This is a genomic window from Staphylococcus lugdunensis, from assembly GCF_001558775.1.
Lineage (GTDB): Bacteria > Bacillota > Bacilli > Staphylococcales > Staphylococcaceae > Staphylococcus > Staphylococcus lugdunensis.
Genome location: NZ_CP014022.1, coordinates 1,816,082 through 1,839,970 on the forward strand (window position 1 = coordinate 1,816,082; position 23,889 = coordinate 1,839,970).

At 34.4% G+C, this 23,889-nt stretch carries 18 protein-coding genes and 1 riboswitch; of the genes, 12 read left to right on the forward strand and 6 right to left on the reverse strand.

What is annotated here, in order from left to right; genetic code table 11:
• The first annotated feature begins 81 nt into the window (after positions 1-81).
• From AL499_RS08485 to lqo, 6 genes are all read left to right on the forward strand, one after another.
• Positions 82-351, forward strand: coding sequence for a YozE family protein (locus tag AL499_RS08485; RefSeq protein ID WP_002460576.1), 270 nt, complete (start codon positions 82-84; stop codon positions 349-351).
• Positions 341-790, forward strand: coding sequence for an antibiotic biosynthesis monooxygenase family protein (locus tag AL499_RS08490; RefSeq protein WP_002492373.1), 450 nt, complete (start codon positions 341-343; stop codon positions 788-790). The genes AL499_RS08485 and AL499_RS08490 overlap by 11 nt, the downstream gene beginning before the upstream one ends.
• Before the next feature lie 636 nt (positions 791-1,426).
• The gene (gene mbcS / locus AL499_RS08495) at positions 1,427-3,019 is read left to right on the forward strand and encodes an acyl-CoA synthetase MbcS (RefSeq protein ID WP_002492434.1); all 1,593 of its coding nucleotides are present in this window, start codon (positions 1,427-1,429) and stop codon (positions 3,017-3,019) included.
• 248 nt (positions 3,020-3,267) lie between these two features.
• Positions 3,268-5,892, forward strand: coding sequence for a pyruvate, phosphate dikinase (gene ppdK / locus AL499_RS08500; RefSeq protein WP_002492525.1), 2,625 nt, complete (start codon positions 3,268-3,270; stop codon positions 5,890-5,892).
• On the forward strand, positions 5,885-6,712 hold the full coding sequence (locus tag AL499_RS08505; protein ID WP_002460572.1) for a pyruvate, water dikinase regulatory protein: 828 nt from the start codon (positions 5,885-5,887) through the stop codon (positions 6,710-6,712). Before ppdK ends, AL499_RS08505 begins: the two co-directional genes overlap by 8 nt.
• Before the next feature lie 305 nt (positions 6,713-7,017).
• Complete coding sequence (gene lqo, locus AL499_RS08510) at positions 7,018-8,517, forward strand: L-lactate dehydrogenase (quinone) (RefSeq protein ID WP_002460570.1); 1,500 nt, start codon at positions 7,018-7,020, stop codon at positions 8,515-8,517.
• A 279-nt stretch (positions 8,518-8,796) separates the two neighbouring features.
• Here lqo and AL499_RS08515 read toward each other — a convergent pair whose 3' ends face one another.
• Positions 8,797-9,501 (reverse strand): GntR family transcriptional regulator, encoded by a 705-nt coding sequence (locus tag AL499_RS08515; protein WP_002460569.1) that lies wholly within the window; start codon positions 9,499-9,501, stop codon positions 8,797-8,799.
• 180 nt (positions 9,502-9,681) lie between these two features.
• Here AL499_RS08515 and AL499_RS08520 point away from each other — a divergent pair, with 180 nt between their 5' ends.
• Entirely contained in the window at positions 9,682-11,589 is a 1,908-nt protein-coding gene (locus AL499_RS08520) for a beta-glucoside-specific PTS transporter subunit IIABC (RefSeq protein WP_002492580.1), read from the forward strand.
• A gap of 20 nt (positions 11,590-11,609) precedes the next feature.
• On the forward strand, positions 11,610-13,049 hold the full coding sequence (locus AL499_RS08525) for a 6-phospho-beta-glucosidase (RefSeq protein ID WP_002492424.1): 1,440 nt from the start codon (positions 11,610-11,612) through the stop codon (positions 13,047-13,049).
• A 172-nt stretch (positions 13,050-13,221) separates the two neighbouring features.
• On the opposite strand, the gene AL499_RS08530 is transcribed toward AL499_RS08525, so the two are convergent.
• A complete protein-coding gene (locus AL499_RS08530) occupies positions 13,222-15,063 on the reverse strand; it encodes a subtype A tannase (RefSeq protein ID WP_002460564.1) in 1,842 nt (613 codons plus the stop codon).
• A gap of 139 nt (positions 15,064-15,202) precedes the next feature.
• On the reverse strand, positions 15,203-16,135 hold the full coding sequence (locus AL499_RS08535) for a LysR family transcriptional regulator (RefSeq protein WP_230578672.1): 933 nt from the start codon (positions 16,133-16,135) through the stop codon (positions 15,203-15,205).
• Between the two features lie 308 nt (positions 16,136-16,443).
• Here AL499_RS08535 and AL499_RS08540 point away from each other — a divergent pair, with 308 nt between their 5' ends.
• On the forward strand, positions 16,444-17,022 hold the full coding sequence (locus AL499_RS08540) for a PadR family transcriptional regulator (RefSeq protein WP_002492545.1): 579 nt from the start codon (positions 16,444-16,446) through the stop codon (positions 17,020-17,022).
• 20 nt (positions 17,023-17,042) lie between these two features.
• Complete coding sequence (locus AL499_RS08545; protein WP_002492477.1) at positions 17,043-18,212, forward strand: FAD-dependent oxidoreductase; 1,170 nt, start codon at positions 17,043-17,045, stop codon at positions 18,210-18,212.
• Between the two features lie 104 nt (positions 18,213-18,316).
• On the opposite strand, the gene AL499_RS08550 is transcribed toward AL499_RS08545, so the two are convergent.
• From AL499_RS08550 to AL499_RS08560, 3 genes are all read right to left on the reverse strand, one after another.
• A complete protein-coding gene (locus tag AL499_RS08550; RefSeq protein ID WP_002478556.1) occupies positions 18,317-19,207 on the reverse strand; it encodes a fructose bisphosphate aldolase in 891 nt (296 codons plus the stop codon).
• A gap of 716 nt (positions 19,208-19,923) precedes the next feature.
• Positions 19,924-20,496: an LPXTG cell wall anchor domain-containing protein gene (locus AL499_RS08555; protein ID WP_002492422.1), complete on the reverse strand. Its 573-nt coding sequence runs from the start codon at positions 20,494-20,496 to the stop codon at positions 19,924-19,926.
• A gap of 197 nt (positions 20,497-20,693) precedes the next feature.
• Entirely contained in the window at positions 20,694-21,113 is a 420-nt protein-coding gene (locus AL499_RS08560; protein WP_002460555.1) for a hypothetical protein, read from the reverse strand.
• Between the two features lie 140 nt (positions 21,114-21,253).
• A riboswitch (SAM riboswitch) is annotated at positions 21,254-21,360 on the forward strand.
• A 103-nt stretch (positions 21,361-21,463) separates the two neighbouring features.
• Between AL499_RS08560 and AL499_RS08565 the strand changes: the two genes are divergently transcribed.
• Both AL499_RS08565 and AL499_RS08570 read left to right on the forward strand, forming a co-directional pair.
• Positions 21,464-22,279 (forward strand): MetQ/NlpA family ABC transporter substrate-binding protein, encoded by an 816-nt coding sequence (locus tag AL499_RS08565; protein WP_002478559.1) that lies wholly within the window; start codon positions 21,464-21,466, stop codon positions 22,277-22,279.
• A 208-nt stretch (positions 22,280-22,487) separates the two neighbouring features.
• Positions 22,488-23,825, forward strand: coding sequence for an aspartate aminotransferase family protein (locus AL499_RS08570; RefSeq protein WP_002492435.1), 1,338 nt, complete (start codon positions 22,488-22,490; stop codon positions 23,823-23,825).
• Positions 23,826-23,889: the final 64 nt, after the last annotated feature.

The following is a 23,889-nucleotide window of genomic DNA, read 5'->3' on the forward strand; positions in this document are numbered from 1 at the left end:
ATTGGAAATAGTTAAATATATGATGTTTTATTATTGTTTACGTGTTAGTATGGGGATACATACTAATGAAGAGGTGAAAGTGTGACTTTTTATGATTACATGCAGAACTTTGTCGGAGACCAGACGCCTCTAGGAGAATTAGCTCATTATTTAAACAAGGATTGTCAGTTTCCTAAACATGAGAAGACAACTGATAATATATTGAGCTATTTTATCGATGAGATTGAGTTAGATGATGAACATTTAGAAACAGTAAAGCGTTCATTATCTTTATATGAACAGCAAACAGTGCACTTTAGTTTAGTAGATCACATAAAGACAGAACCAAAGGAAAATGTTAATGAAGATTAATGAAAAAGCACCGTATTATGCTTTAGAAGCCACTTCGCCGCAAACAATGCGCATTTATAAAAATCATCAGCACTTTGATTATATGATTTTAGAGTCTATAAATGAATTAATCGATAATGGCTATTGTATGTTAAATCATTTATATGTGAATAAAGGACAAGAAGGAGCATTTGAGCAAAAATTTTTACAGCGTCAACAACATTTAGCATCTGTACCTGGTTTTAGAGCGCTACGCTTTTTACGCCCAAATGAACAAGGTCAGCATTATGTCATCATTACGCAATGGTTGAACCATCAATCGTTTAAAAATTGGCAACAATCTTCGGCCTATTCACAGACACATCAAAAACGTGGCACGTCACAAGGTGCGGACGTACGGTTAGTCAATCGCAAATTGTCTTATCATATTGGGATTATATGTGAACGATATACTTCATAAAAGTGTCACCAGACTTGAGTAGGTGGGACATCAATCACTGTAAGTCGAAAAATGGCAATTTCTATTAAAATAAAGTAGAAATTGTCATTTTTGTTGTTTAGAATATTAAATTTCTTTTAAAAAGTGTAATTAAAGTTATGAGCTACTGCATTAGATAATCTCTTATATCAATATCTAAGTAGTGAAACAATACGAGTTGATAAGTTTGAGAAGTTAGCATGATTCATAATCTTTCTTAATTAATTTTCATATACACGGAGTCTGGGACATCATTATGTTTTAAGCTATGAACTCTATATTGGCGGTAGTTGACTGGATTGAAAATGGGATGGTACCAAGCTGTTTTCAATCCTTATCAACTTTGCAGGGGCGGGACTACGAATTTGTAATAAATGTTGTCTCGCTCTCAAATTTCAAAAGGGAAGAGCTAATTATTTTATGAATTGAAAATAGAAGTCTGAACAATTTTTAACTATTCATTGTTATAAAGAAATCGATCATCACAGAATTTTTATAATTAATTTTAACAACTTTATACTTTTTTATAATGAAACCACTTTCATAAGTGTTTACTTTTTCAATGCATTATAGGGTTTGATAAGATAATATCATTGGAAGGCGAAAGGAAGTTACGATATGAAACAATCAAGTTTATTAGCGCCAGAAACATATAATATTGTCAGTGAAATTGAAAAACATGTTTCTGACCAAGATAAAAATGCAATTATTTATGAAAATGGACATAATGACCCAATCGCGGTAACTTATGCAGACTTAATGAAACAAGCTAATCAAGTCGGGCATGTGCTGTTAAATCATGGTCTCAAAAAGGGAGATAAAATTTTAATCATGATGCCGCGGTCAATCTCTACATATAGAATTTATATCGCTGCATTAAAGCTCGGTATTGCAATTATTCCAAGTTCTGAAATGCTGCGTACTAAAGATTTGCAATATCGTATTTCGCACGGAGAAATAGATGCGGTTATTACTATGCCGGAATTTATTAAAGAGTTTTTGAATATAGAGGAGTATATATCATTAACTAAATTTGTTGTCGCAGGACACCATGAAGCATGGATTTCTATTGATGACGAGCGCTTGAATCAAAGTGAAGAATTAGATATGGCACCAACCAGTCGAGATGATATTGCGATACTATCTTATACGTCCGGTACAACAGGGAATCCAAAAGCAGTTACACATACACATGGTTGGGGTTTTGCTCATATGAAAATGGCACCTAAGCATTGGTTAAGTATTAAAGAAGATGATCTGGTGTGGGCAACCGCTGCACCAGGTTGGCAAAAATGGGTATGGACACCTTTCCTTTCTATTATGGGGTCAGGAGCTACAGCATTTGTTTACAATGGCAAGTTTAATCCTACTCGGTACTTAGAGCTATTACAAAATTTTAAGATTAATGTCTTATGCTGTACGCCAACAGAGTATCGAATGATGGCTAAATTATCCAATTTAGATAAGTATGATATTCATCATTTACATAGTGCAGTATCAGCTGGTGAGCCTTTAAATAAAGAGGTTGTTAATCAGTTTGAAGCGCACTTTGGGCTTACTGTTCGTGATGGCTATGGTCAAACAGAGAGCACATTATTGATTGGATTTTTAAAAGATACAAAACCACGCCCAGGTTCTATGGGTAAAGCAATTCCAGGTAGTGACACAACAGTAGTTGATGATGAAGGACGCCAAGTTGCTCCTGGTGTGAAAGGAAATATTGCTGTACCACTAGATTTACCAGCATTATTTAAAGGTTATTATAAAGATGAAGCGCGAACTAAAGCCGCACATGCTGGGAAGTATTATATCACTGGTGATTTAGCACATATTGATGAAGATGGTTATTTCTGGTTTGAAGGACGCAGTGATGATATCATCATCAGTTCTGGTTACACGATTGGACCTTTTGAAGTAGAAGATGCATTAACTCATCATCCAGCCGTAAAAGAATGTGCAGTGGTGGCCAGTCCCCATGAAATACGTGGAAATATAGTCAAAGCATTTGTTATTTTAAATGAGGGTTATAAAGCAAGTGATGACTTAGTTAAAACATTGCAAGACTTTACTAAAAAGACCGTTGCACCATATAAATATCCTAGAGCGATTGAATTTGTAGAAGATTTACCAAAGACCAATTCCGGAAAAATTCGTCGTGTAGAATTGCGTGATGCAGAACGTCAAAAGTACAACCAACAATTTAAACAATAAACTGTTATATTAACTTAACCGTAAAGGATGTTGAAGCATGCTTTACGGTTTTTTTATGTACTATTCAAAATAGTACGACACAATAATTTAATTACTGCATACACATTCAAAAAGACTAATAATGTTACTGAAATGTGACTTTAAAAGTATATAATATTTCATTTTATATATGTTATTGTTGTAAAACTCACACATTTATGACATACTTTAAAATAATTAGTATGACATAATAATATGAGGTGAACACATTGACAAAATATATTTATGCATTTGATGAAGGACAACGCACAATGAAAGATTTACTTGGTGGTAAAGGCGCAAATTTATCAGAAATGAAACGCCTTGGACTGCCAGTGCCCGATGGCTTTACGATTACTACTGAAGCGTGTATCGAATATTTAAGACAACATGCGCAACTACCGACAGAAGTTAAGACACAGTTAGTTGATCATTTAGCTGCATTCACTAAGCGTACTGGAAAAGCCTTTTCTTCAGATACCAACTTATTACTAGTTTCCGTTAGAAGTGGCGCAAAAATTTCGATGCCGGGCATGATGGATACAATTTTAAACTTAGGGCTTAATGATGATAATGTGGAAACACTTGCTAGCAAAACGGGTGATGTAAGATTTGCTTATGATTGTTACCGTCGCTTACTTCAAATGTTTGGCGAAGTTGTTTACAATATTCCAATGGTTGCGTTTGATACATATTTTGAAGACTATAAGCAACGACATGATTTTGAAAATGATGCTGCAATTAGTGCAGATGGCTTAAAAGATATATGCGAACGCTTTAAAACGATTTATTTAGAGGAAGCACGTAAACCATTCCCTCAAGAACCATTGAAGCAGTTAGAAGAAGCCATCGAGGCTGTATTTAAGTCATGGGACAATGATCGTGCACGTGTCTATCGCGATTTAAATGAAATTCCACATGATATAGGTACAGCAGTAAATATTCAAGAAATGGTCTTTGGTAATAGTGGTGATAAAAGCGGTACAGGTGTTGCTTTCACACGTAATCCAGTAACAGGAGAGAATCGATTGTTTGGCGAATATTTATTGAATGCACAAGGTGAAGACGTTGTAGCTGGTATTCGTACGCCACAAGATATTCAAACGTTATACGACCAAATGCCAGACGTTCATCAAGCCTTTGTCAAAGTAACAAAACAATTAGAAGCACATTATAAAGATATGCAGGATATTGAATTTACGATAGAAAACGGTAAGCTTTACTTATTGCAAACACGTAATGGTAAACGCACGGCAAAAGCAGCTGTTAAAATTGCGGTTGATTTAGCTAATGAGGGATTAATTACACAACAAGAAGCGATGCGAAAGGTTGACGTTAAAGCAATTGACCAATTACTGCATCCTAACTTTGATGACAAAGCTTTAGCAGAAGCAACTACAATATCAACACTCGGGTTACCAGCAAGTCCAGGGGCTGCGACAGGTCAAATCGTCTTTTCTGCTGAAGATGCTAAAGTACAAGCTGTTTCAGGCAAAAAAGTAATATTAATGCGTCCAGAGACATCTCCAGAAGATATAGAAGGTATGGTTGCAAGTGAAGCAATCATTACGACACATGGTGGTATGACATCGCATGCAGCAGTAGTAGCACGTGGTATGGGTAAATGTTGTGTAACAGGATGTTCAGATTTAGAAATCAATACATCAGCTAAGACTGTTTATTATCCAGATGGTGAATTACATGAAGGAGATACAATTTCTGTAGATGGTTCCAAAGGTGATATTTATCTTGGTGAAATTAAAACGGTTAATGCAGAGCATAGTGAAGACTTTGACCAATTTATGACATGGGCTGAAGATACGGCACGTTTAAGTGTACGAATGAATGCTGAAACGCCACAAGATATTGAAGCTGGTTATCAATTTGGTGCTAAAGGTATCGGTTTAGTTCGAACAGAGCATATGTTCTTTGGTGCAGAACGTTTAGTTGAGATGAGACGTTTTATTTTAGCGTCATCATATGATGAGCGTGTTGACGCTTTAAATGCAATTGAAAAATATCAGGTTGAAGATTTCGAAGCCATCTTTAGATTATCAGGAGAACGTCCAACGATTGTTCGATTATTAGATCCACCATTACATGAATTTTTACCTAATTCAGCTGAAGACATACAACATGTTGCTCAACAATTAAATATTTCCGAGGACATATTGAAAAAACGTATTGTTGATTTGCATGAAGTAAATCCAATGCTCGGTCATCGTGGTTGTCGTTTAGCCGTTACTTATCCTGAATTATATGAAATGCAAGTCGAAGCCATCATTAGTAGTGTCATAAGATTGAAAAAAGAAGGTATTAATTGTAAACCAGAAATTATGATACCGTTAGTATCTACAGTTGAAGAATTTACGGTTTTAAAAGAAGATTTAGTGGAAACAATTCATAAATTAGAACAACAAGCTGGCGAAAAAGTCGATTATCTTGTAGGTACAATGATTGAAACACCACGCGCATGTCTTATTGCTGGTGAGTTAGCTGAACATTGTGATTTCTTTAGTTTTGGAACTAATGATTTAACGCAATTAGCATATGGTTTTTCACGTGATGATGCAGGAAAATTCATAAATGTGTATACTGAAAGAAATATATTGAAGCTTGACCCGTTCCAAACTTTAGATAAAGACGGTGTAGGACGATTAATACAAATAGCTGTTGAACAGGCCAAACGTGTCAATTCGAATATTAAAATTGGTGTTTGTGGTGAATTAGGTGGCGATGCGAAATCAATCCATCAATTCAATAAATTAAGCATCGATTATGTTTCTTGTTCACCATTCAGAGTGCCTGGCGCAATTATTGCTACAGCACAAAGTCAAGTGGAGGAAAGTGAGTAGTATAGTGAAGCAACATGTATTAAAGTTATTTATCGTTTCTGATTCTATTGGTGAAACTGCACAGCGGATGATCCAAGCCACATTGACACAATTTCCGGATTTAACACAGGTTGAAATTAAAAAATTTCCCTATATTAAAAATGAAGAAGAATTTTTAAATGTGTTGAATTTAGCACATGAACAAGGGGCGATCGTTGCGACCACACTAGTGAATCCGTCATTTAATTCACTAGGGCATCGCTTTGCCGAAGAAAAAGCACTGCCTTATGTCGATTATATGTCAGAATTGATTTCAATCGTTCAGGAACAGACACAAACTGAACCGTTACTAGAAAGTGGCGCACTTAGAAAACTAAATGATGAATATTTTAAACGTATTAAGGCTATTGAATATTCAGTGAAGTATGATGATGGCAAGCATTTTTCAGATATCGGAGAGGCGGATGCACTTATCGTGGGTGTTTCCAGAACATCAAAAACGCCATTAAGCATGTATTTGGCTAATAAAGGTTATAAAATAGCCAACATTCCATTGGTGCCAGAAGTAGCAATTCCAGAGAGTGTTTTTAAACAAAAGGGATTAAAGGTCTTTGGATTAACAGCGAGTCCACAATATATAGCTAACATACGTAAAAATCGTGTTGAAACTCTGGGTTTAACGCAAGAATCTCAGTATAATAGCTTAGAACGTATCAAAAAGGAGTTATCATATGCTGAGGAAGTATTTAAAAAGTTAAATGCCACAGTGATTAATACAGAGTATAAATCCATTGAAGAATCAGCATTTTATATTGAAAAATTTTTACAGCCAAAATACTAAATATGAGGTATATGAAAAATTCAACGTCACACAACTTGTTAAGTGCTGACGTTGGATTTTTAGTAAAAAATGTTATAACAAAATTTTTATTGAAGTTAAATTATATTGTACGATAACTTTTTTCTTTGAGATGTAGATTAACTGATTTACAATTTCATAATATTGCTTTAAAATTATACACGAAGTACTTATTTAATTTAGAAGTTTAGCGATTTGCTAAATTAAAGCAATAAATGGGTGTTTTAGGAAAGAGCACTATTTATTGTATATATAAATTAAATGTAATCAATAGAGAGGTGTAACATATGGCAAACTCACAACCAAAAGACGTCATTTTAATTGGCGCTGGTGTCTTAAGCACTACATTTGGTTCTATGTTAAAAGAGCTTGAACCTAACTGGAATATCAAGCTTTATGAACGTATGGACCGTCCTGCACTTGAAAGTTCTAACGAACGACATAATGCTGGTACAGGTCATGCAGCACTATGTGAATTGAACTATACTGTTGAACAACCTGATGGTTCAATTGACATTGAAAAAGCGAAAGAAATTAATGAGGAATTCGAGATTTCTAAACAGTTTTGGGGTCATTTAGTTAAATCAGGTAGCATTGATAACCCAAGAGAATTTATTAACCCACTACCACATATTAGTTTTGTTAGAGGCGTTAATAACCAAAAATTCTTGAAAAAACGTTACGAAGCTATGAAAGAATTCCCAATGTTTGATAATATCGAGTATACAGAAGATATAGAAACATTGAGAAAATGGGTTCCATTAATGATGGAAGGCCGTGTCGATGACGGTAAAATGGCTGCAAGTAAAATCGACGAAGGTACTGACGTTAACTTTGGTGAGTTAACACGTAAAATGACTAAAAATATCGAAGCACATCCAAATGCTGAAGTTCACTTTAACCATGAAGTGCTTGATTTCAATCGTCTTAAAGACGGTAAATGGGAAGTGAAAATTCGCAACCGTGCTACTGGCCAAGTGCAAACACAAGTGACTGACTATGTATTTATTGGTGCAGGTGGTGCAGCGATTCCATTATTACAAAAAACAGGTATTCCTGAAAGCAAACACTTAGGTGGATTCCCAATTACAGGTCAATTCTTAGCTTGTACAAATCCACAAGTTATCGAGCAACATGATGCCAAAGTTTATGGTAAAGAGCCACCAGGCACACCACCAATGACTGTGCCGCATTTAGATGCGCGTTATATCGATGGTCAAAGAACATTGTTATTTGGACCATTCGCTAACGTTGGACCTAAATTCTTGAAAAATGGTTCTAATTTAGATTTATTCAAATCTATCAAGCCACATAACATTACAACAATGTTAGCGGCTGCCGTTAAAAACTTACCATTACTTAAATATTCATTCGATCAAATTATTATGACTAAAGAAGGTTGTATGAATCACTTACGTACATTCTATCCAGAAGCACGTGATGAAGATTGGGAATTATACACTGCTGGTAAACGTGTTCAAGTTATCAAAGATACTAAAGAACACGGCAAAGGATTTATTCAATTCGGTACAGAAGTGGTTAATTCACAAGACCATACAGTTATTGCTTTACTTGGTGAATCACCAGGGGCATCAACATCAGTATCAGTTGCACTAGAAGTTCTTGAAAGAAACTTCCCAGAATATGCTGATGACTGGAAACCAAAAGTAAAAGAAATGATTCCTTCTTATGGTGAATCATTAATTACAGATGTTGATTTAATGAGAAAAACACGTCGTCAAACATCTAAAGACCTTGAATTAGGTTATTATGATGATGAAAAATAATAAATAATGCGATAACAGAAGTCAGTGACATCAATGTCTCTGATAAGCAGAAGAAGGTAATTCTATTAATTTCAATAGAAATTGCCTTCTTTTTTTACAATTAAGTGAGACTAGGACATCATTATGTTTTAGGCTATGAACGATATATTGGCAGTAGTTGACTGGATTAAAAATACGTTTGCTGTGTTCAATCCTAGTCAACCTTGCTGGGGTGGGATTATAAATTCATAATGAATGCTGTCTCGTTCCCATATTTAGCTAACTGAAGCTATGATGACACTAACTTTCTATAGGTATAAAAAAGTTAGCATGCTTGTAGTGGTATACAATATTGGAGTAATCAAAAGGTTCACCTTTACTTGTATAGAATGTAAGTTCATGACGCATACAAGGGTCTTGAGCGTTTAAATCTAAATAATTTGCTTCATTATCGTTTAAAAAGTCGATATAGAAATAAATATCAGAAAAACCAATATTTATCTTGAGACGCGTCTGTAAATAATCAAATATTGAAGCTTGAGCAACTTCTTTGTCCAATGTGGTAACTAATGCTTTATTGAAATAAGAAGTTTCAATGCAAAGCGGCTTATCGTCTAAATAACGAATGCGCTCTACTAAATAGACTTGTGTATCTTTATCTTTTATCTGTAAGTGTTTTTGTGTTTCCTCGTTAGGCGGTATGATGTCGATGTTAAGCACTTTACTTGTTACACGATGTCCTTGTAAATTATCTGAAAAGCCCTTTGTTTTTAACAGATTAATATATCCAGATTTTTTGCTATTTCTAACATATATACCACTGCCCCGAGTTTGATAGATAATACCATCTTTTTCAAGTAACTCTAATGCTTTAACAATCGTACTTTTACTCACTTGATACGCTATTTTTAGTTCTGCTAGGCTTGGAAGTTTGTCACCAACTTTATATTTCCCATTTGCAATAGCTGCGGTAATTTCATGTGCAACATGTTCGTACTTTAACATGATTAATCTCCTTAATGCTGTATTTACAATATAGTATACCAAAAATAAGCTGAAATTAAATTGTACCGGTATAATTGTATAAAAACGATTTACAAATTGTACCGGTATAATTATAATGAGTTGTGTAAGGGTTTCCATATTTGGGATAAATAAAAATTAAATAGATTGGGAGGTTGTGTTATGAGTGAAAGAGATAGAAAATTAGCGATACATATCCTTGAAGCCGTTGGTGGAAAGGAAAATATCGTTAATTACACGCATTGCGCAACGCGATTACGTATCGTCTTAAAACGTTCTATTCCGGATGCTAAAAAGAAAGTAGCAAGTATGGATGGCGTAGTAACGGTAGTTGAAAATAATGGACAATTTCAAGTGGTTATTGGCAATGCGGTCGCAAGTGTTTATCAAGAATTTGAGGGATTATTGGGAGAAGAAAATCAACAATCTAGCGATGAAGACAGTGAAAAAGGTACGATTATTAATCGTATTATTGCAACGATGTCTGCCGTCTTTGCACCATTTATTTATGTCTTAGCGGCTGCCGGTATATTAAAAGGTATATTAATTATTGCGAAAATGTTGTTTTCATCATTTGAGAAGACTGGCACATATGAAGTATTTAACTTTATTTCATGGGCACCATTTACATTTTTACCAATATTTATTGCGATTACTGCAGCAAAACATTTCAAAGTGAATACTTATATCGCAGTAGCTTGTTGTGCTGCACTCGTTAGCCCGGATTTAGCAGGAATTGTAGAACGCATTGGGAGTGGACATACGTTTACATTTATTGGTATTCCATTAAGTGAAACAAGCTATACATCATCAGTGTTACCACCACTATTATTAGTATGGGTGTTGTCATATGTTGAAAAATATTTAAATAAATATATTCATGAAGTTATACGCCCGTTATTTGTACCGTTCTTCAGTATTGTAATTATGGTGCCATTAACATTATTAATTATTGGTCCATTAGCATCTGGGGCTGCACATGGTATTGCACAAGGCTTTAACTGGCTCGTAGCTGTAGCACCATGGTTAGCAGGATTATTAATTGGTGCATTTTGGCAGGTATTTGTTATCTTTGGTGTTCATTGGGGCATTACGCCAATGGTATTGGCAAACTTTGAACAGTATAAAAGTGATGCTTTCCAAGCCTTTCAAACAATTGCTGTTATTGCTCAATTTGGTGCAGTTATGGGTGTATTCTTCAAAACGAGAAATAAGGATTTAAAGCGTGTATCGTTATCAGCAGGGATTACAGGCATCTTTGGAATTACTGAACCGTCTATGTATGGTGTGAATTTGCGCTTTAAAAAGCCATTCATTATCGCTTGTATTAGTGGTGGTATTGGGGCTTTAGTTGCAAGTTTCTTTAATCCAAAATATTATGCATATGCTGGTCTTCCTGGACCGATAACAATTGTCAATGGTTATAGTCCTGATAACATCTCATCAATATGGGGAATTTTACTTGGTTCAGCCGTTGCAATTATTTTACCTATCATTTTAATCCAAGTACTTGGCTATGGTGAAGATGTGACAGAACAGGTAGAACGTGTTGACGTCGAAGAAGGACATGAGATAAATGAACAAACACGTTTGACTACTACATCTGATCAACTTGAAACAGAGATACATGCTCCACTAAAAGGTTTAGTAGTAGCATTATCTGAAGTAGATGATCCAATATTTGCGGAAGGTATGATGGGTAAAGGATTAGCCATTCAGCCAGAAAGTTATGAAGTGACAGCACCTCTCAAAGGGGTGATTAGTATGGTTGCAGTAAGTAAACACGCGATAGGTATTACATCGCCAGAGGGGATCGAACTTTTAGTTCACGTTGGTTTAGATACTGTGCAATTAAATGGACAAGGCTTTGAATTACTTGTTGCTGAAAATGATCAGGTCGAAGAAGGGCAGCCTTTGCTGAGATTTGATGCAAATTATATTAAAGAACAGGGCTACGAACTTATTACACCTGTAATTATTACTAACAGTGATGAATTTGAAGACATTATCATAGCTGACAGTCAAAATATCACATCTAGAGAAAAAATAATGACAGTAATTAAAAAATAGAGTGTAAAGGAGATTTAAACATGGCTAAATTACCACAAGATTTCTTATGGGGCGGCGCACTTGCTGCCAATCAATTTGAAGGTGGCTATGACCAAGGTGGCAAAGGCTTAAGTGTAATTGATGTAATGACAGCAGGCGCACATGGTCAAGCACGTGAAATTACACAAGATATAGAACCTGATAAATATTATCCTAATCATATGGGTATTGATTTTTACCATCGCTATAAAGAAGATGTCGCATTGTTTGCTGAAATGGGATTGAAATGTTTGCGTACATCGATTGCATGGACACGTATTTTCCCTAATGGTAATGAAACAGAACCGAACGAAGCAGGACTGCAATTCTATGATGATTTATTTGATGAATTATTGAAATATGACATTCAACCAGTGATTACATTATCGCATTTTGAGATGCCACTACATCTAGCACGTGAATATGGCGGTTTTAGAAACCGTAAAGTAGCAGATTATTTTGCATATTTTGCTGAAACTGTATTTAAGCGTTATAAAGACAAAGTTAAATACTGGATGACATTTAATGAAATTAATAACCAAATGGACATCAATAATCCTATTTTCTTATGGACAAACTCTGGTGTATCGTTGACAGATGATGATAATAAATTAGAAGTATTATATCAGGTGGCACATAATGAATTGATTGCAAGTGCGAAAGCAGTAAAAATTGGTAAGGAGATAAATCCAGATTTTGAAATTGGTGCTATGATTTCCCATGTTCCAATCTACCCATATAGCTGTAATCCGCAAGATATAATGGAGGCAGAAATCGCGAGTCGTATGCGTTTCTTCTTTCCAGATGTACAAGCACGAGGTTATTACCCAGGTTATGCGACAAAAATGTTTGAACGTGAAGGCTTCGACATTGGTTGGCAAGAAGGAGACGATGTGATTCTACGTGAAGGTAAAGTCGATTATATTGGATTTAGTTATTATATGTCTACGGTCGTTAAATCTGATAATGAGGCTAGTGTAGAAGATAATATAGTAAATGGTGGCTTACCCAATTCGGTTGATAATCCTTATATTAAGAAAAGTGATTGGGGCTGGGCCATTGATCCGGTTGGCTTACGTTATACATTAAATGCATTATATAATCGTTATCAAATTCCTTTATTTATAGTTGAAAATGGATTTGGTGCCGTAGATGAGTTTGATGATAAAGGTAAAATCCATGACGAATATCGTATCGAGTATTTACGTGAACATATTGAAGCGGCTATTGATGCAGTAGATCAAGATGGCGTAGAATTAATGGGCTATACACCTTGGGGTATTATTGATATTGTATCCTTTACGACAGGTGAAATGAAAAAACGTTATGGTTTAATTCATGTTGATCGTGATAATGAAGGAAACGGTTCATTAGAACGTACCAAGAAAGATTCATTTGACTGGTATCGCAAAGTTATTGAGTCAAATGGGGAAGTTTTGTAAATTAAAAAGAGAGCTGAACAGAATTCATTATGAATTCTTAGTCCAGCTCTGGCAAGGTTGACTAAGATTGAAAAAGCATGCTATAAGCATATTTTCAATTGAGTCAACTACTGCCAATCATTAGTTCACAGCCTAAAACATGATGATGTTTTAGGCTGTTTAATACATTTAGCTATTTTTTATTAATACTTTCTACCCATTTGATGAAGTTACTATCACTATTACCTGATGTTTCTGCCATTGTATGACCTTGATCCCAAACTGTTTTGAAGTCAACGTTTTTAGAACCAACGCGTTCTTTTAAAGCTAGCGAAAGATTAGTTTCAGTATTTAAGGCCGTATCTCCTTGTTGAATACCTGTTCTAATTCTCCAATGATTTGCCACATTAGATTTACCATACCCGCTATAGTAATCAGATAAGTAATACATTGGATTGTACATATTCATTCTTGTTGACATGCTTGTGCCTAATTTATCTGTTTTTGTTAAGTCATTTTTATATGATGAAACATAGTTACTATTCCAACCATTTAGTTTGCTATAGTTAGATTTATTTTCTGTTAAAAGTTTAGCTAGTGATTGATCAAAATGTAATTTACTGTCACTACCTGATGTTCCAAACACTTCATTTTCAGCTTGGCTACGTTTTAAATCATCAAAGGCTGAAACTGATTTAGAAGGTTGTTTATAATATTTCGCAAAGTCTTTAAGACTTGTAATATGTGCGCGTTTTGTTTTCTTATCATACGTGATCCATGTGCCTTTTTTATTTAGATCTTTTAAGTAAGCATCCATTGTTTTGTATGTTTTATTTGAAGATTGTTTTCTCATTTGAGGCATAGATCCCATTTTGCCAGAAGGTTTTCCACCGCTAGGTCCACCATTACCCATGCCTGCTTGCTCAGTGCTATTTTGTTTGTAAGGGAATGTTGTATTATTTAAGAATTCTGTAGCTGAATCTTCAATTTCTTTTTTTAGATATTTAGCATATGAGCCTTCAGTATATTGACCATTTTTAGATTTAGTTAATGATAATGTAGTATTTCCATTTTTCAGATTTAGTTTATTTAAGTAGCTTGCATAAGATGATGCTAAATCGGTTGATAATTGTTTTTGGAATGAATTTTTCTTGCGATTACCTTCATTACCATATTGTCCCATTTGCCATTCATAAGCAGCATCGGCTTGATCTAGACTTGTAATAGGGCACCACGCCATAGCACCGTCAATTTTATCACTGATATATTTTCCATTTTTATCTGTCATGGCTGCGCCAATTTGTTCTAAATATTTATAGTAGAGCTTGCTATCACCTGATGCACCGGCAATAGCACTTTGAGCACCACCGCCACTATGACCAAAAGTATAAATCTTACTACTGTTACCTGGTAGACTACTATCGTTGAAACGGTAATATCTGATTGCTGCTTTAAGATCGGTTACACCCCAAGGAGAACCGGTTTCATATGATTTAGTTGATGCATTACTGCTGTTATTGCCCATGCTCATACTACGTCCTCGTAATCCTGCTTCAACATATATGAATCCAGCTTTCATATACTTAGAAATATTACTATAACGATATGACGTAGGTGCACTTTGTTCGGCATAACCAGGTGTATTGACTGGATAAACGATAGGTGCTGTTCTAGCAGAATAGCCGTTAACTTTCTTAGCATCGTTTACAGTAACGGTATATGTCCCATTATGATTCTTTTTACCTTTGAAATAAGCAGCTGGTACATAGATACCTAATTTTTCTACATTTTTAGCTTGGGGATTGGAGACATAACTTATATTTAGTTGATAATAAACGTTATTTTTACTATCATATTTCCATTTTGAATTATCTATTTGCAGCGCAGATGATGCTTGGTTATAATTTTTGATTTTAACATTTGAAGTGTTCACACCTTTAGCATCATGATTAGAATTATTATTTTGATGTTCGCCAACGCCACAACCTGAAAGTATAACTGTTGCGGATAAGAGTGATATGAAAGTCTTTTTCATCTAATTAGCCTCCTTAATTTGTCGTAGTTCTATTATTAGTCGCAAATAAGGAGCATATCAATTCGGATTGAGCGCATGAACCATTCTAAATTAGAAAGATGATGTACACCTTAGGTCTCTTGACAGTATTTGCTTGAAATTAGTTTCTGTGCTTTTTGGCTAACTCTAGCAAATATGCCACCTCTTTAGAAGCAATTAAATGATTATGAACATTAACGTTAATATAGAGTTTTATAGGTGAATTCAGCTGAACGATTTTTAAAGGAGACGTTACGTAATAATTAGCCTGTTGTTCCATAATCAATGCGACGCCATTATTTGTATTTACCATTTCAAGTAAATTTTCAATACGAGGTGCTGTAAATGAAATTAATGGATAAAATTGTTGTTCTTCACAATAATTTAAAAAAGCTTGATGCTCCAATGCGAACTCAGGTGGTAAATAGAGTTGTTCATTTTCAAGCATCGATAGATCGATTTGTGAGACATAGGCTAATGGATGAGATTCATGCACAATAGCACATAAGCTTTCTTCAATATAAGTAAAAGAATGATTATCATGAGGTGGATGTGGTGATCTTAAAAAGCTAATGTCAATCTTACCTTCATTAATCAATTGAGCTAATTCTTGTTCTGACCCTTCATGAATACGAAATCTAATATTAGAAAATTTTTGAACACATTTTGAGATTAAGTTTGTAATACCATATTCAATCATTAATCGAGAAGCGCCAAGGTTAATGGTGATTAAATTATCATTTTCCTGTTGCTCAAGCTGTTTTGATAAATCTTTATAATTTTGGCAAATGATTTTGGCATAATGCAGAAATAGTTTACCTGATTCTGTTAGTTCAAATTGTTTATTTGCGCGATCTATAAGACGATAACCGCACTCATTTTCCAAAGAAACAATGTGCTTAGACAGTGTAGATTGCGCTATGTAGAGTTCTTGAGAAGCTTTAAAGTAATTTTGGTATTTAGCTAAGACAATAAATTCATTTAAGTAAGAAATTTCCATGTCAATCAACAACTTTCGATAAGTATAATTATTTAAATCATACTTGATTATCATTGGTATATTCAATTGAAAGAACATTGCAGTTTGAATATTCATAATAACTTTACTTGAGGAAGATGTGTTTGATTATGAAGCGTGCATTTACCATCAAATGATTGAAGATTGGAAACGTAATTTAAGTAATTTCAAGCACGAAAATTTAATCAATCAAATACTTATTTAACGCTATGCTGACGGGTTTGTTAGTGTAGTATTTAATTTCCTAAAAATAATTTCGATATATCGCTTTACATTTAACGATATATCGTTTATTATATCGATATATCGAAATTGATTAAAAATAAGTAAAGGTGATGAAAATTATGTTTAGAAGACATTTAGAAGGTATGAGACAAGGTATGGCACATTTTGAACAATTTGATGCAGGGAGAGGCCCTCGAGGTTTTGGAAATTTCGGTGGTTTCGGTGGCCGTCACGGTGGGCGTGATAGATTTTTCAAAAAAGGGAATTTACAATTCGTTATTCTTAAAATGTTAGAAGAAGAATCACGTCATGGCTATCAAATAATTAAAGACTTAGAAGAAAGATTTAAAGGTTTTTATTCACCAAGTCCTGGTTCTGTTTATCCAATTTTACAAATGTTAGAAGATAGAGACTTTGTATCTATTTCTAAAGATGGAAATAAAAAAGTGTATACCATTACGGATGAAGGTAAAAAGTTTTTAGAGGACAATGTAGATCAAGATGCGTTTACAAAACGCTTAGAACAATTTAAAAACGTTGATTTTGAAGAACTAAAAGCAGTGCGTGAACAAATGCAAACATTATTCCATGAGTTTATGAAAGCAAGTCAGCAGACATTACAAGATGATAAAAAGAAAGTAGAATTCGACGTCTTTATACAAGAAACAAAAGAACGATTACAACAATTCTATAAATAAAAGGTTGGAGAAATAGGGTTATGAATATAAAAGATATTAGACGAGTTGGCATTATTGGTGGGGGACCTGGAGGCTTAATGTTAGGCCTATTGTTACAGCACCAAGGCTTTGAAGTTAATATTTTTGAAAAAGCTGGTTTAAATGTTAACACTGATCGTGGAGGTTCTTTAGATATCCATGATGATAGTGGTCAATTGCCATTGCAACAAGCAGGCATTATCGATAAATTTAAAGCACAAGCACGCTTTGACGGCGAAGATACGCGCGTACTAGATAAAAATGGCAACGTATACTATGAAGCGTTAGTTGATCCACAAATAGAAGGTGGACGACCAGAAATTGATCGTGGTGAATTATGTGATATTATTTTTGAACAATTAAAACCTGAAATCGTAGTTTATGATAAAGCATTTAAATCTTTAACGCATATAGATAATGAGCAAATTGAAGTGACATTTGATGATTACAGTACACGAATATTTGACTTTGTAATTGGTTCAGATGGTGCTTTTTCAAAAGTAAGACCTTATTTAGCAAATACGGACGTAGAGTATAATGGGATATCGATGGTAGAATTAAATGTTGAAGATGTCTTTCATCAGTATCCTGATTTAGCTGAATTTAACAAAAATGGGAAAATGATGGCATTTGGCGATCACAAAGCGATATTAGGTCAAGTTAATGGAGATGGACGAATTAAAGTCTATATGTCGTATAAAATGGATTATGATGAATTTGACCAATTTAAAGCCATGAATAGACAAGAAATTAAAGAACAGTTATTACATGACTTTAGAGATTGGGACGTCAATTCGAAAAAATACATTGATTATGCGAGTGATGATTTATTATTACGACGCATTTATAAACTGCCTATTGGTTTCAAATGGGATAATCAAGCGAACTTGACGTTAATTGGTGATGCAGCGCACTTAATGAGCCCTTTTGCAGGACAGGGTGTCAATATGGCACTTTACGATGCATATCTTTTGGCTGAAGCAATTAAAAGTCATGTAACGTTACAAGATGCACTAAAAGCATACGAAACAGACATGTACCAAACTTCTGAGCAAAGTGCTCGTGAATCACAGGCAAACTTAGAAGAGATGTTTGGCGAAGGTGAACCTGCCAAAAAATTTGGAGATTTCTTTAAGCAAGTAGGAAATTTGTTTGACGTACATCAAGCATAAAAAATAATAAAGTACCGACTGTTTAAGGTGAAACAGTCGGCACTTTTTTTAATTTCAATGATTTTCGCTCAAAGCTGTTATCGCTTAAGCTTTAAACATATATCTTAGTTTTTATTCACTGATGCATCATAGATTGAGTCAACAGCTTCACCTAAAGCTTTATCAAATTCTTCTTTAGATTGGCTATATCTTAAGTCACTTGCTAATGCACGAGAGAAACTTGCGATTAATTCATCGTTGTCTTTCAATAATTTATTTGCTTCATCTCTGCTATATCCGCCTGACAATACAACTACACGTACAACATTTGGATGATCAGCTAATTCTTTGTATAAGTTTGCTTTAGTAGGAATTGTTAATTTTAACATCACTAATTGGTCATCATTTAAAGCGTCTAAGCCTTTTTTAAGTTCAGCTTTTAATACTTCTTCGATTTCGGCTTTATCTTTAGCATTGATGTTCACTTCAGGTTCGATAATTGGAACTAAACCTTTGGCAATAATTTGTTTACCAATTTCAAATTGTTGTTCAACAACGTCTCTAATACCTTGTTCATTTAATTCTAAAATGTTAGAACGCATTTTAGTACCAAAGATGTGACGTTCAACTGCACGATCTAATGTTTCATCTAGGTTATCGATAGGTTTCATTAATTGAACACCATTTTGTTGTTCAGCTAAGCCTTTGTCTACTTTTAGGAAAGGAACAACACCTTTGTCTGCTAAGTAGTCACCAGTATATTTGCCTTCAACTTCACGATCCATTGTTTGTTCGAATAGAATCGCACCTAAAATTTTATCTGAAGTGAATGATGGTGAAGTGACAACACGCGTACGCATGTCGTGAACAAGTTGGAACATTTCGTCTTCGTTGTTATATTGGTCTTCGCCAACACCGTATTCTTTTAAAGCTTTAGGTGTACTACCACCACTTTGGTCTAAAGCGGCGATAAAGCCTTTACCATTTTTTACCTTTTCTAATTGTTCTTTATTCATTACTTTCCACTCCTTCTAATAAGTTTCACTAATAGTATGATAAAAAATGAATATATTCTCAAGCTTTTTTACTCATATTTATTGAATATTCTTAATAAAATTTGTAGAGTTTCAAAAAATAGACGTATTTTTATCGTAGGGGAGTCAAACACGGCATGACGACTATTAACCGTTGGGAGTACCAGACAGGGGTAAATCTTCATTAGCATGTCAATTACAAAATATTTTAAGCTTTCCATACTATTATATTGATCGTATTCAATGATTGATGATAATCAGACCATAAGTGAATCGCAGTTAACTGAAGCATTGATGTGTATTATGTAACAGGATAAATGGATGATCGATAGTAAAGTAGCCACTCTAGCGCTAAGGGGCATGTGTGTAGATAAGTCAATTGACTAAAAGAAACGCGGTTGAAATGCATAATTAGAGTCATAATCTGTTATTTAAAATAATGACGTAAGCCACAAACAAAGAACCTTTACGGCAATCCGCAAAGGCTTGATTGAGAATTTATTCAATATATTTGGAATTTACCGAAGCAACAACGTGATTTATTAAGACAGCTTTAAGCGGGAACTGAGCATCAAGTTACTTGGTTTACATGTAAAAGTAAACAGTACCATTCATTATAATTGGTATACACGATGATCATAATGATCATCGAAAGAGAACAATACATTTGATTTGTCCTAAATGTACTTATGAATACTTTAGTGTTTTGAATTGCGCATGAACGTCAATGCCAAACCACTCATAAGTGCTAAAATACCAAATGCTAATGTTATTATATTATTTGAAGTGTGACCCGTTTCAGGGAGTGAGGCATTCTGCTGAGGTAATTCCGTAGATTTGATATTACCCACATAATAGCGATTAAGTTCCTTTTTACAATCTACGGGGTTATTTTGCTGTTCTTGTTGTGCCATATGAGTTGAGGTATTAGCTATTTCGCTAGCTGCATATGTTTGGTTAGGGTTTAATAGGTTATATACACCAAATTTACCATTTTTATATTCAACTTGGCCGTTTTTATAAACTTTATAAGTACCGACACTGTCATTAGTTTTAAGTGTGATTTTGATTTTAAAGTAGTTACCTTTGTCTATAACTGTATTAAAATTTTGCAAATCTGGATTGCCACCACTACGTGCTATAGCTTGCTTTGCAGTTGTGATTGCATCTTGTTGGGACATGGTATCTGCTTGAGTAACACATACGCTTGTTGCAGTTAATACCAAGAATAGCGCAAAAACAGATAAAATAATTTGAACCATTTGTTTCATTATGAAACCCCCATTCACATAGTAAATAACTTTACAGTGTAAGTGTATCATCATCAGCTTAATGTGCGGGCGTTTTTAACAAATCCTAAGGTAATCTTAATATTGTATTTACGTATGCGCTAAAATTAACTTTATACAAATATAGCATTTGCTTTTTTAAATGTTATCAAAGCTTAATTATACAGTGATATACTTATTTATCTTTTATCAATAAATGGAATACTTCTAGCCACACAAACGATAAAAATAATATGTGCTAAAAGCCATAGACTATATTCTGACCAGCTAAAATGAAAGATAGGTCGAACAGCGATATGAATGAGAAATGGATACAGCACTATAAAAGATAACATAGATGCCACATAACCAATGGCATACCATTGCTTTCTAACTCGATAGAGCAGTAATAACATCATATAAACAACAATACCAATGATTAAATGAATAAGGATTTCAAGCCATAACGGGGTGAATTGTTTAGGAATAATAAAGTCTATATTGATAAGTAATTGAGCTAACTGGGTTGTGTCAGTTAACAAATCTATGATAAACAATATGAATAATAGCAACATACTAATTAGACAGGCGCTCGTTAAATGATATTTTAAATAATACATTAGGCATTCCTCCTTAAAACGATTTAGTTATCTTTTCCCCTAAGTGTAAAAAACAATTATTAGTCAGAAAATTCAAAAATCTAATTGACGTTCTCTTTGCATAGTGATAGGATAAATTTAATTCAATAAAAGTAAGAAGACTCTTATCAAGAGTGGTGGAGGGATGTGCCCTATGAAGCCCGGCAACCGTCAGTGAATGACATGGTGCCAAGTCACATAAAGTTTAAAGTACTTTAAGAGATGAGAGAAAGTGTGCGTACTTTCTCTTAATTTGAGAAAGTATTTTTTATGTCTTGAATTCGACTGTTTTCATCTTTATTGAAGTAGCAATTAGAAAGGTGAGGATACAATTGAAAAAATGGGTCATCATGATTAGTGTGTTAATTATTACTCTAGCTTTATCAGCGTGTGGCAAAGACAATAAAGAAGCGAGCAAGACTATTACCGTTGCAGCAACACCAGCACCACATGGAGATGTGTTAAAACATGCACAAGAAGCAATGAAGAAAAAAGGCTATGATTTAAAAGTTAAGATTGTTAATGACTATAAAGTACCAAACAAATTATTAGATAAAGGTGATGTAGATGCCAATTTCTTCCAACATGTACCTTATTTAAAGGCAGAACGAAAAAGTCATGGCTATAAGATTGAAGAAGTAGGCAAAGTCTTTACAACTCCAATGGGCGTATATAGTAAAAAATATAAGCATATTAAAGACATACCAGATGGTTCAACCATTTATGTTTCAAATAATCCAGCAGAAGAAGGACGCTTTTTATCATTTTTTGTTAACGAAGGCTTAATTAAGTTGAAAAAAGGAGTGAAAATTGAAGATGCGAAGTTTGAAGATATTGCTGAAAATAAAAAGCATTTGAAATTCAATAATCAACAAGGCGCTGAATTTTTACCTAAAACATATAATAACAGTGAAGGTGCAGCAGTTATCATGAACTCAAATTACGCAATTGATAATGGTTTAAAACCATCTAAAGATGCGATTGCATTTGAAGGAAAATCATCACCTTTTGCTAATATTATTGCAGTACAAGAAGGACATAAAAAAGATAAAAAATTCCAAGAATTATTAAAAGTTTTACAATCAAAAGAAATTAAAGCATATATTAAAAAACAATATGGTGACGACGTGATTCCATATGAAAATTAAAGTGACATAATAGCGTGCTGCGATACAACATATGTTAATTTTAGTACTTGTTGTTTTAATCATTTTAAATATCCACAGTAAGCGTGAACAAACAACTTAATAATTTAATTATTCAGAAAATATTTACAAATCTGATAATTAATTGTATATTGGGTTGTATTACATTGCTGTGCGAATAAGTCAGCAGTATTTGGAGGATGAATTGACTATGAGTAAAGCAGCGCAACTTATTGAAGAAGATGGGAAATATTTTGCAAAATCAGGACGTATCAAATACTATCCGCTCGTGATAGATCATGGTTATGGTGCAATGCTTGTCGATGTTGACGGTAAATCATATATTGATTTATTATCGAGTGCCAGTTCGCAAAATGTTGGTCATGCACCTAAAAAAGTATCCGATGCTATAAAAGCGCAGGTAGATAAGTTCATTCACTATACACCCGCATATATGTATCATGAATCGGCGGTTAAATTATCTAAAAAGTTGTGCGAGATTGCGCCTGGCAACTTTGAAAAAAGGGTAACCTTTGGTTTAAGTGGATCTGATGCTAATGATGGTGTCATTAAATTTGCACGTGCTTACACGGGACGTCCTTATATTATTAGCTTTACTAACGCTTATCATGGATCAACATTTGGCTCATTATCTATGTCCGCGATTAGTTTAAATATGCGCAAACATTATGGACCATTACTAAATGGCTTTTATCACATACCTTTTCCTGATAACTATAGAGGAATGTTTGAACAGCCAACTGCAAATACAGTTGCTGAATATTTAGCACCTCTAAAGGAAATGTTTGCGAAATACGTACCCGCAGACGAAGTGGCATGTATTGTTGTTGAAACGATACAAGGTGATGGTGGATTACTTGAGCCAGTCGCAGGCTATTTTGAGGCATTAGCAGCTTTATGTCGAGAACACGGAATTTTAATTGCTGTTGATGACATTCAGCAAGGATTAGGTCGAACAGGCACTTGGAGTTCGGTGGAACACTTTAATTTTATACCAGATATGATTACATTTGGAAAGTCATTAGCTGGAGGCCTACCAATGTCTGCGTTAGTGGCACGTAAAGAAATTATTGATAGCTTGGAAGCACCAGCCCATTTATTTACTACTGGGGCTAATCCGGTAAGTTGTGAGGCAGCACTCGCAACAATTGAAATGCTTGAAGAAGACGACTTATTATCAGCAAGTGTCAATAAAGGGCGCTATGTACGCCAACGTATGGAACAATGGACTTCACGTTATGAGTATGTTGGTGATGTTCGAGGCATCGGGCTTTCTATAGGCATTGATATTGTGTCAAATAAGCAAAATAAGACAAGAGATCCAGAAGCAGCTTTAAAAATATGTAATTATTGTTTTGAACATGGTGTTGTCATTATTGCCGTTGCAGGTAATGTATTGAGATTTCAACCACCATTAGTCATTACCTATGAGCAATTAGATGAAGCACTAGCAACGTTAGAACAGGCGTTACAAGGTTTACAAGATGGGCAATTAGATACATTAGATATCGATGGTCAAGGCTGGTAATAAAGGTGTACGCGCATTAATTAACTTCGAAAGTATATTGCTAAATAGGATGAATATATTTAAA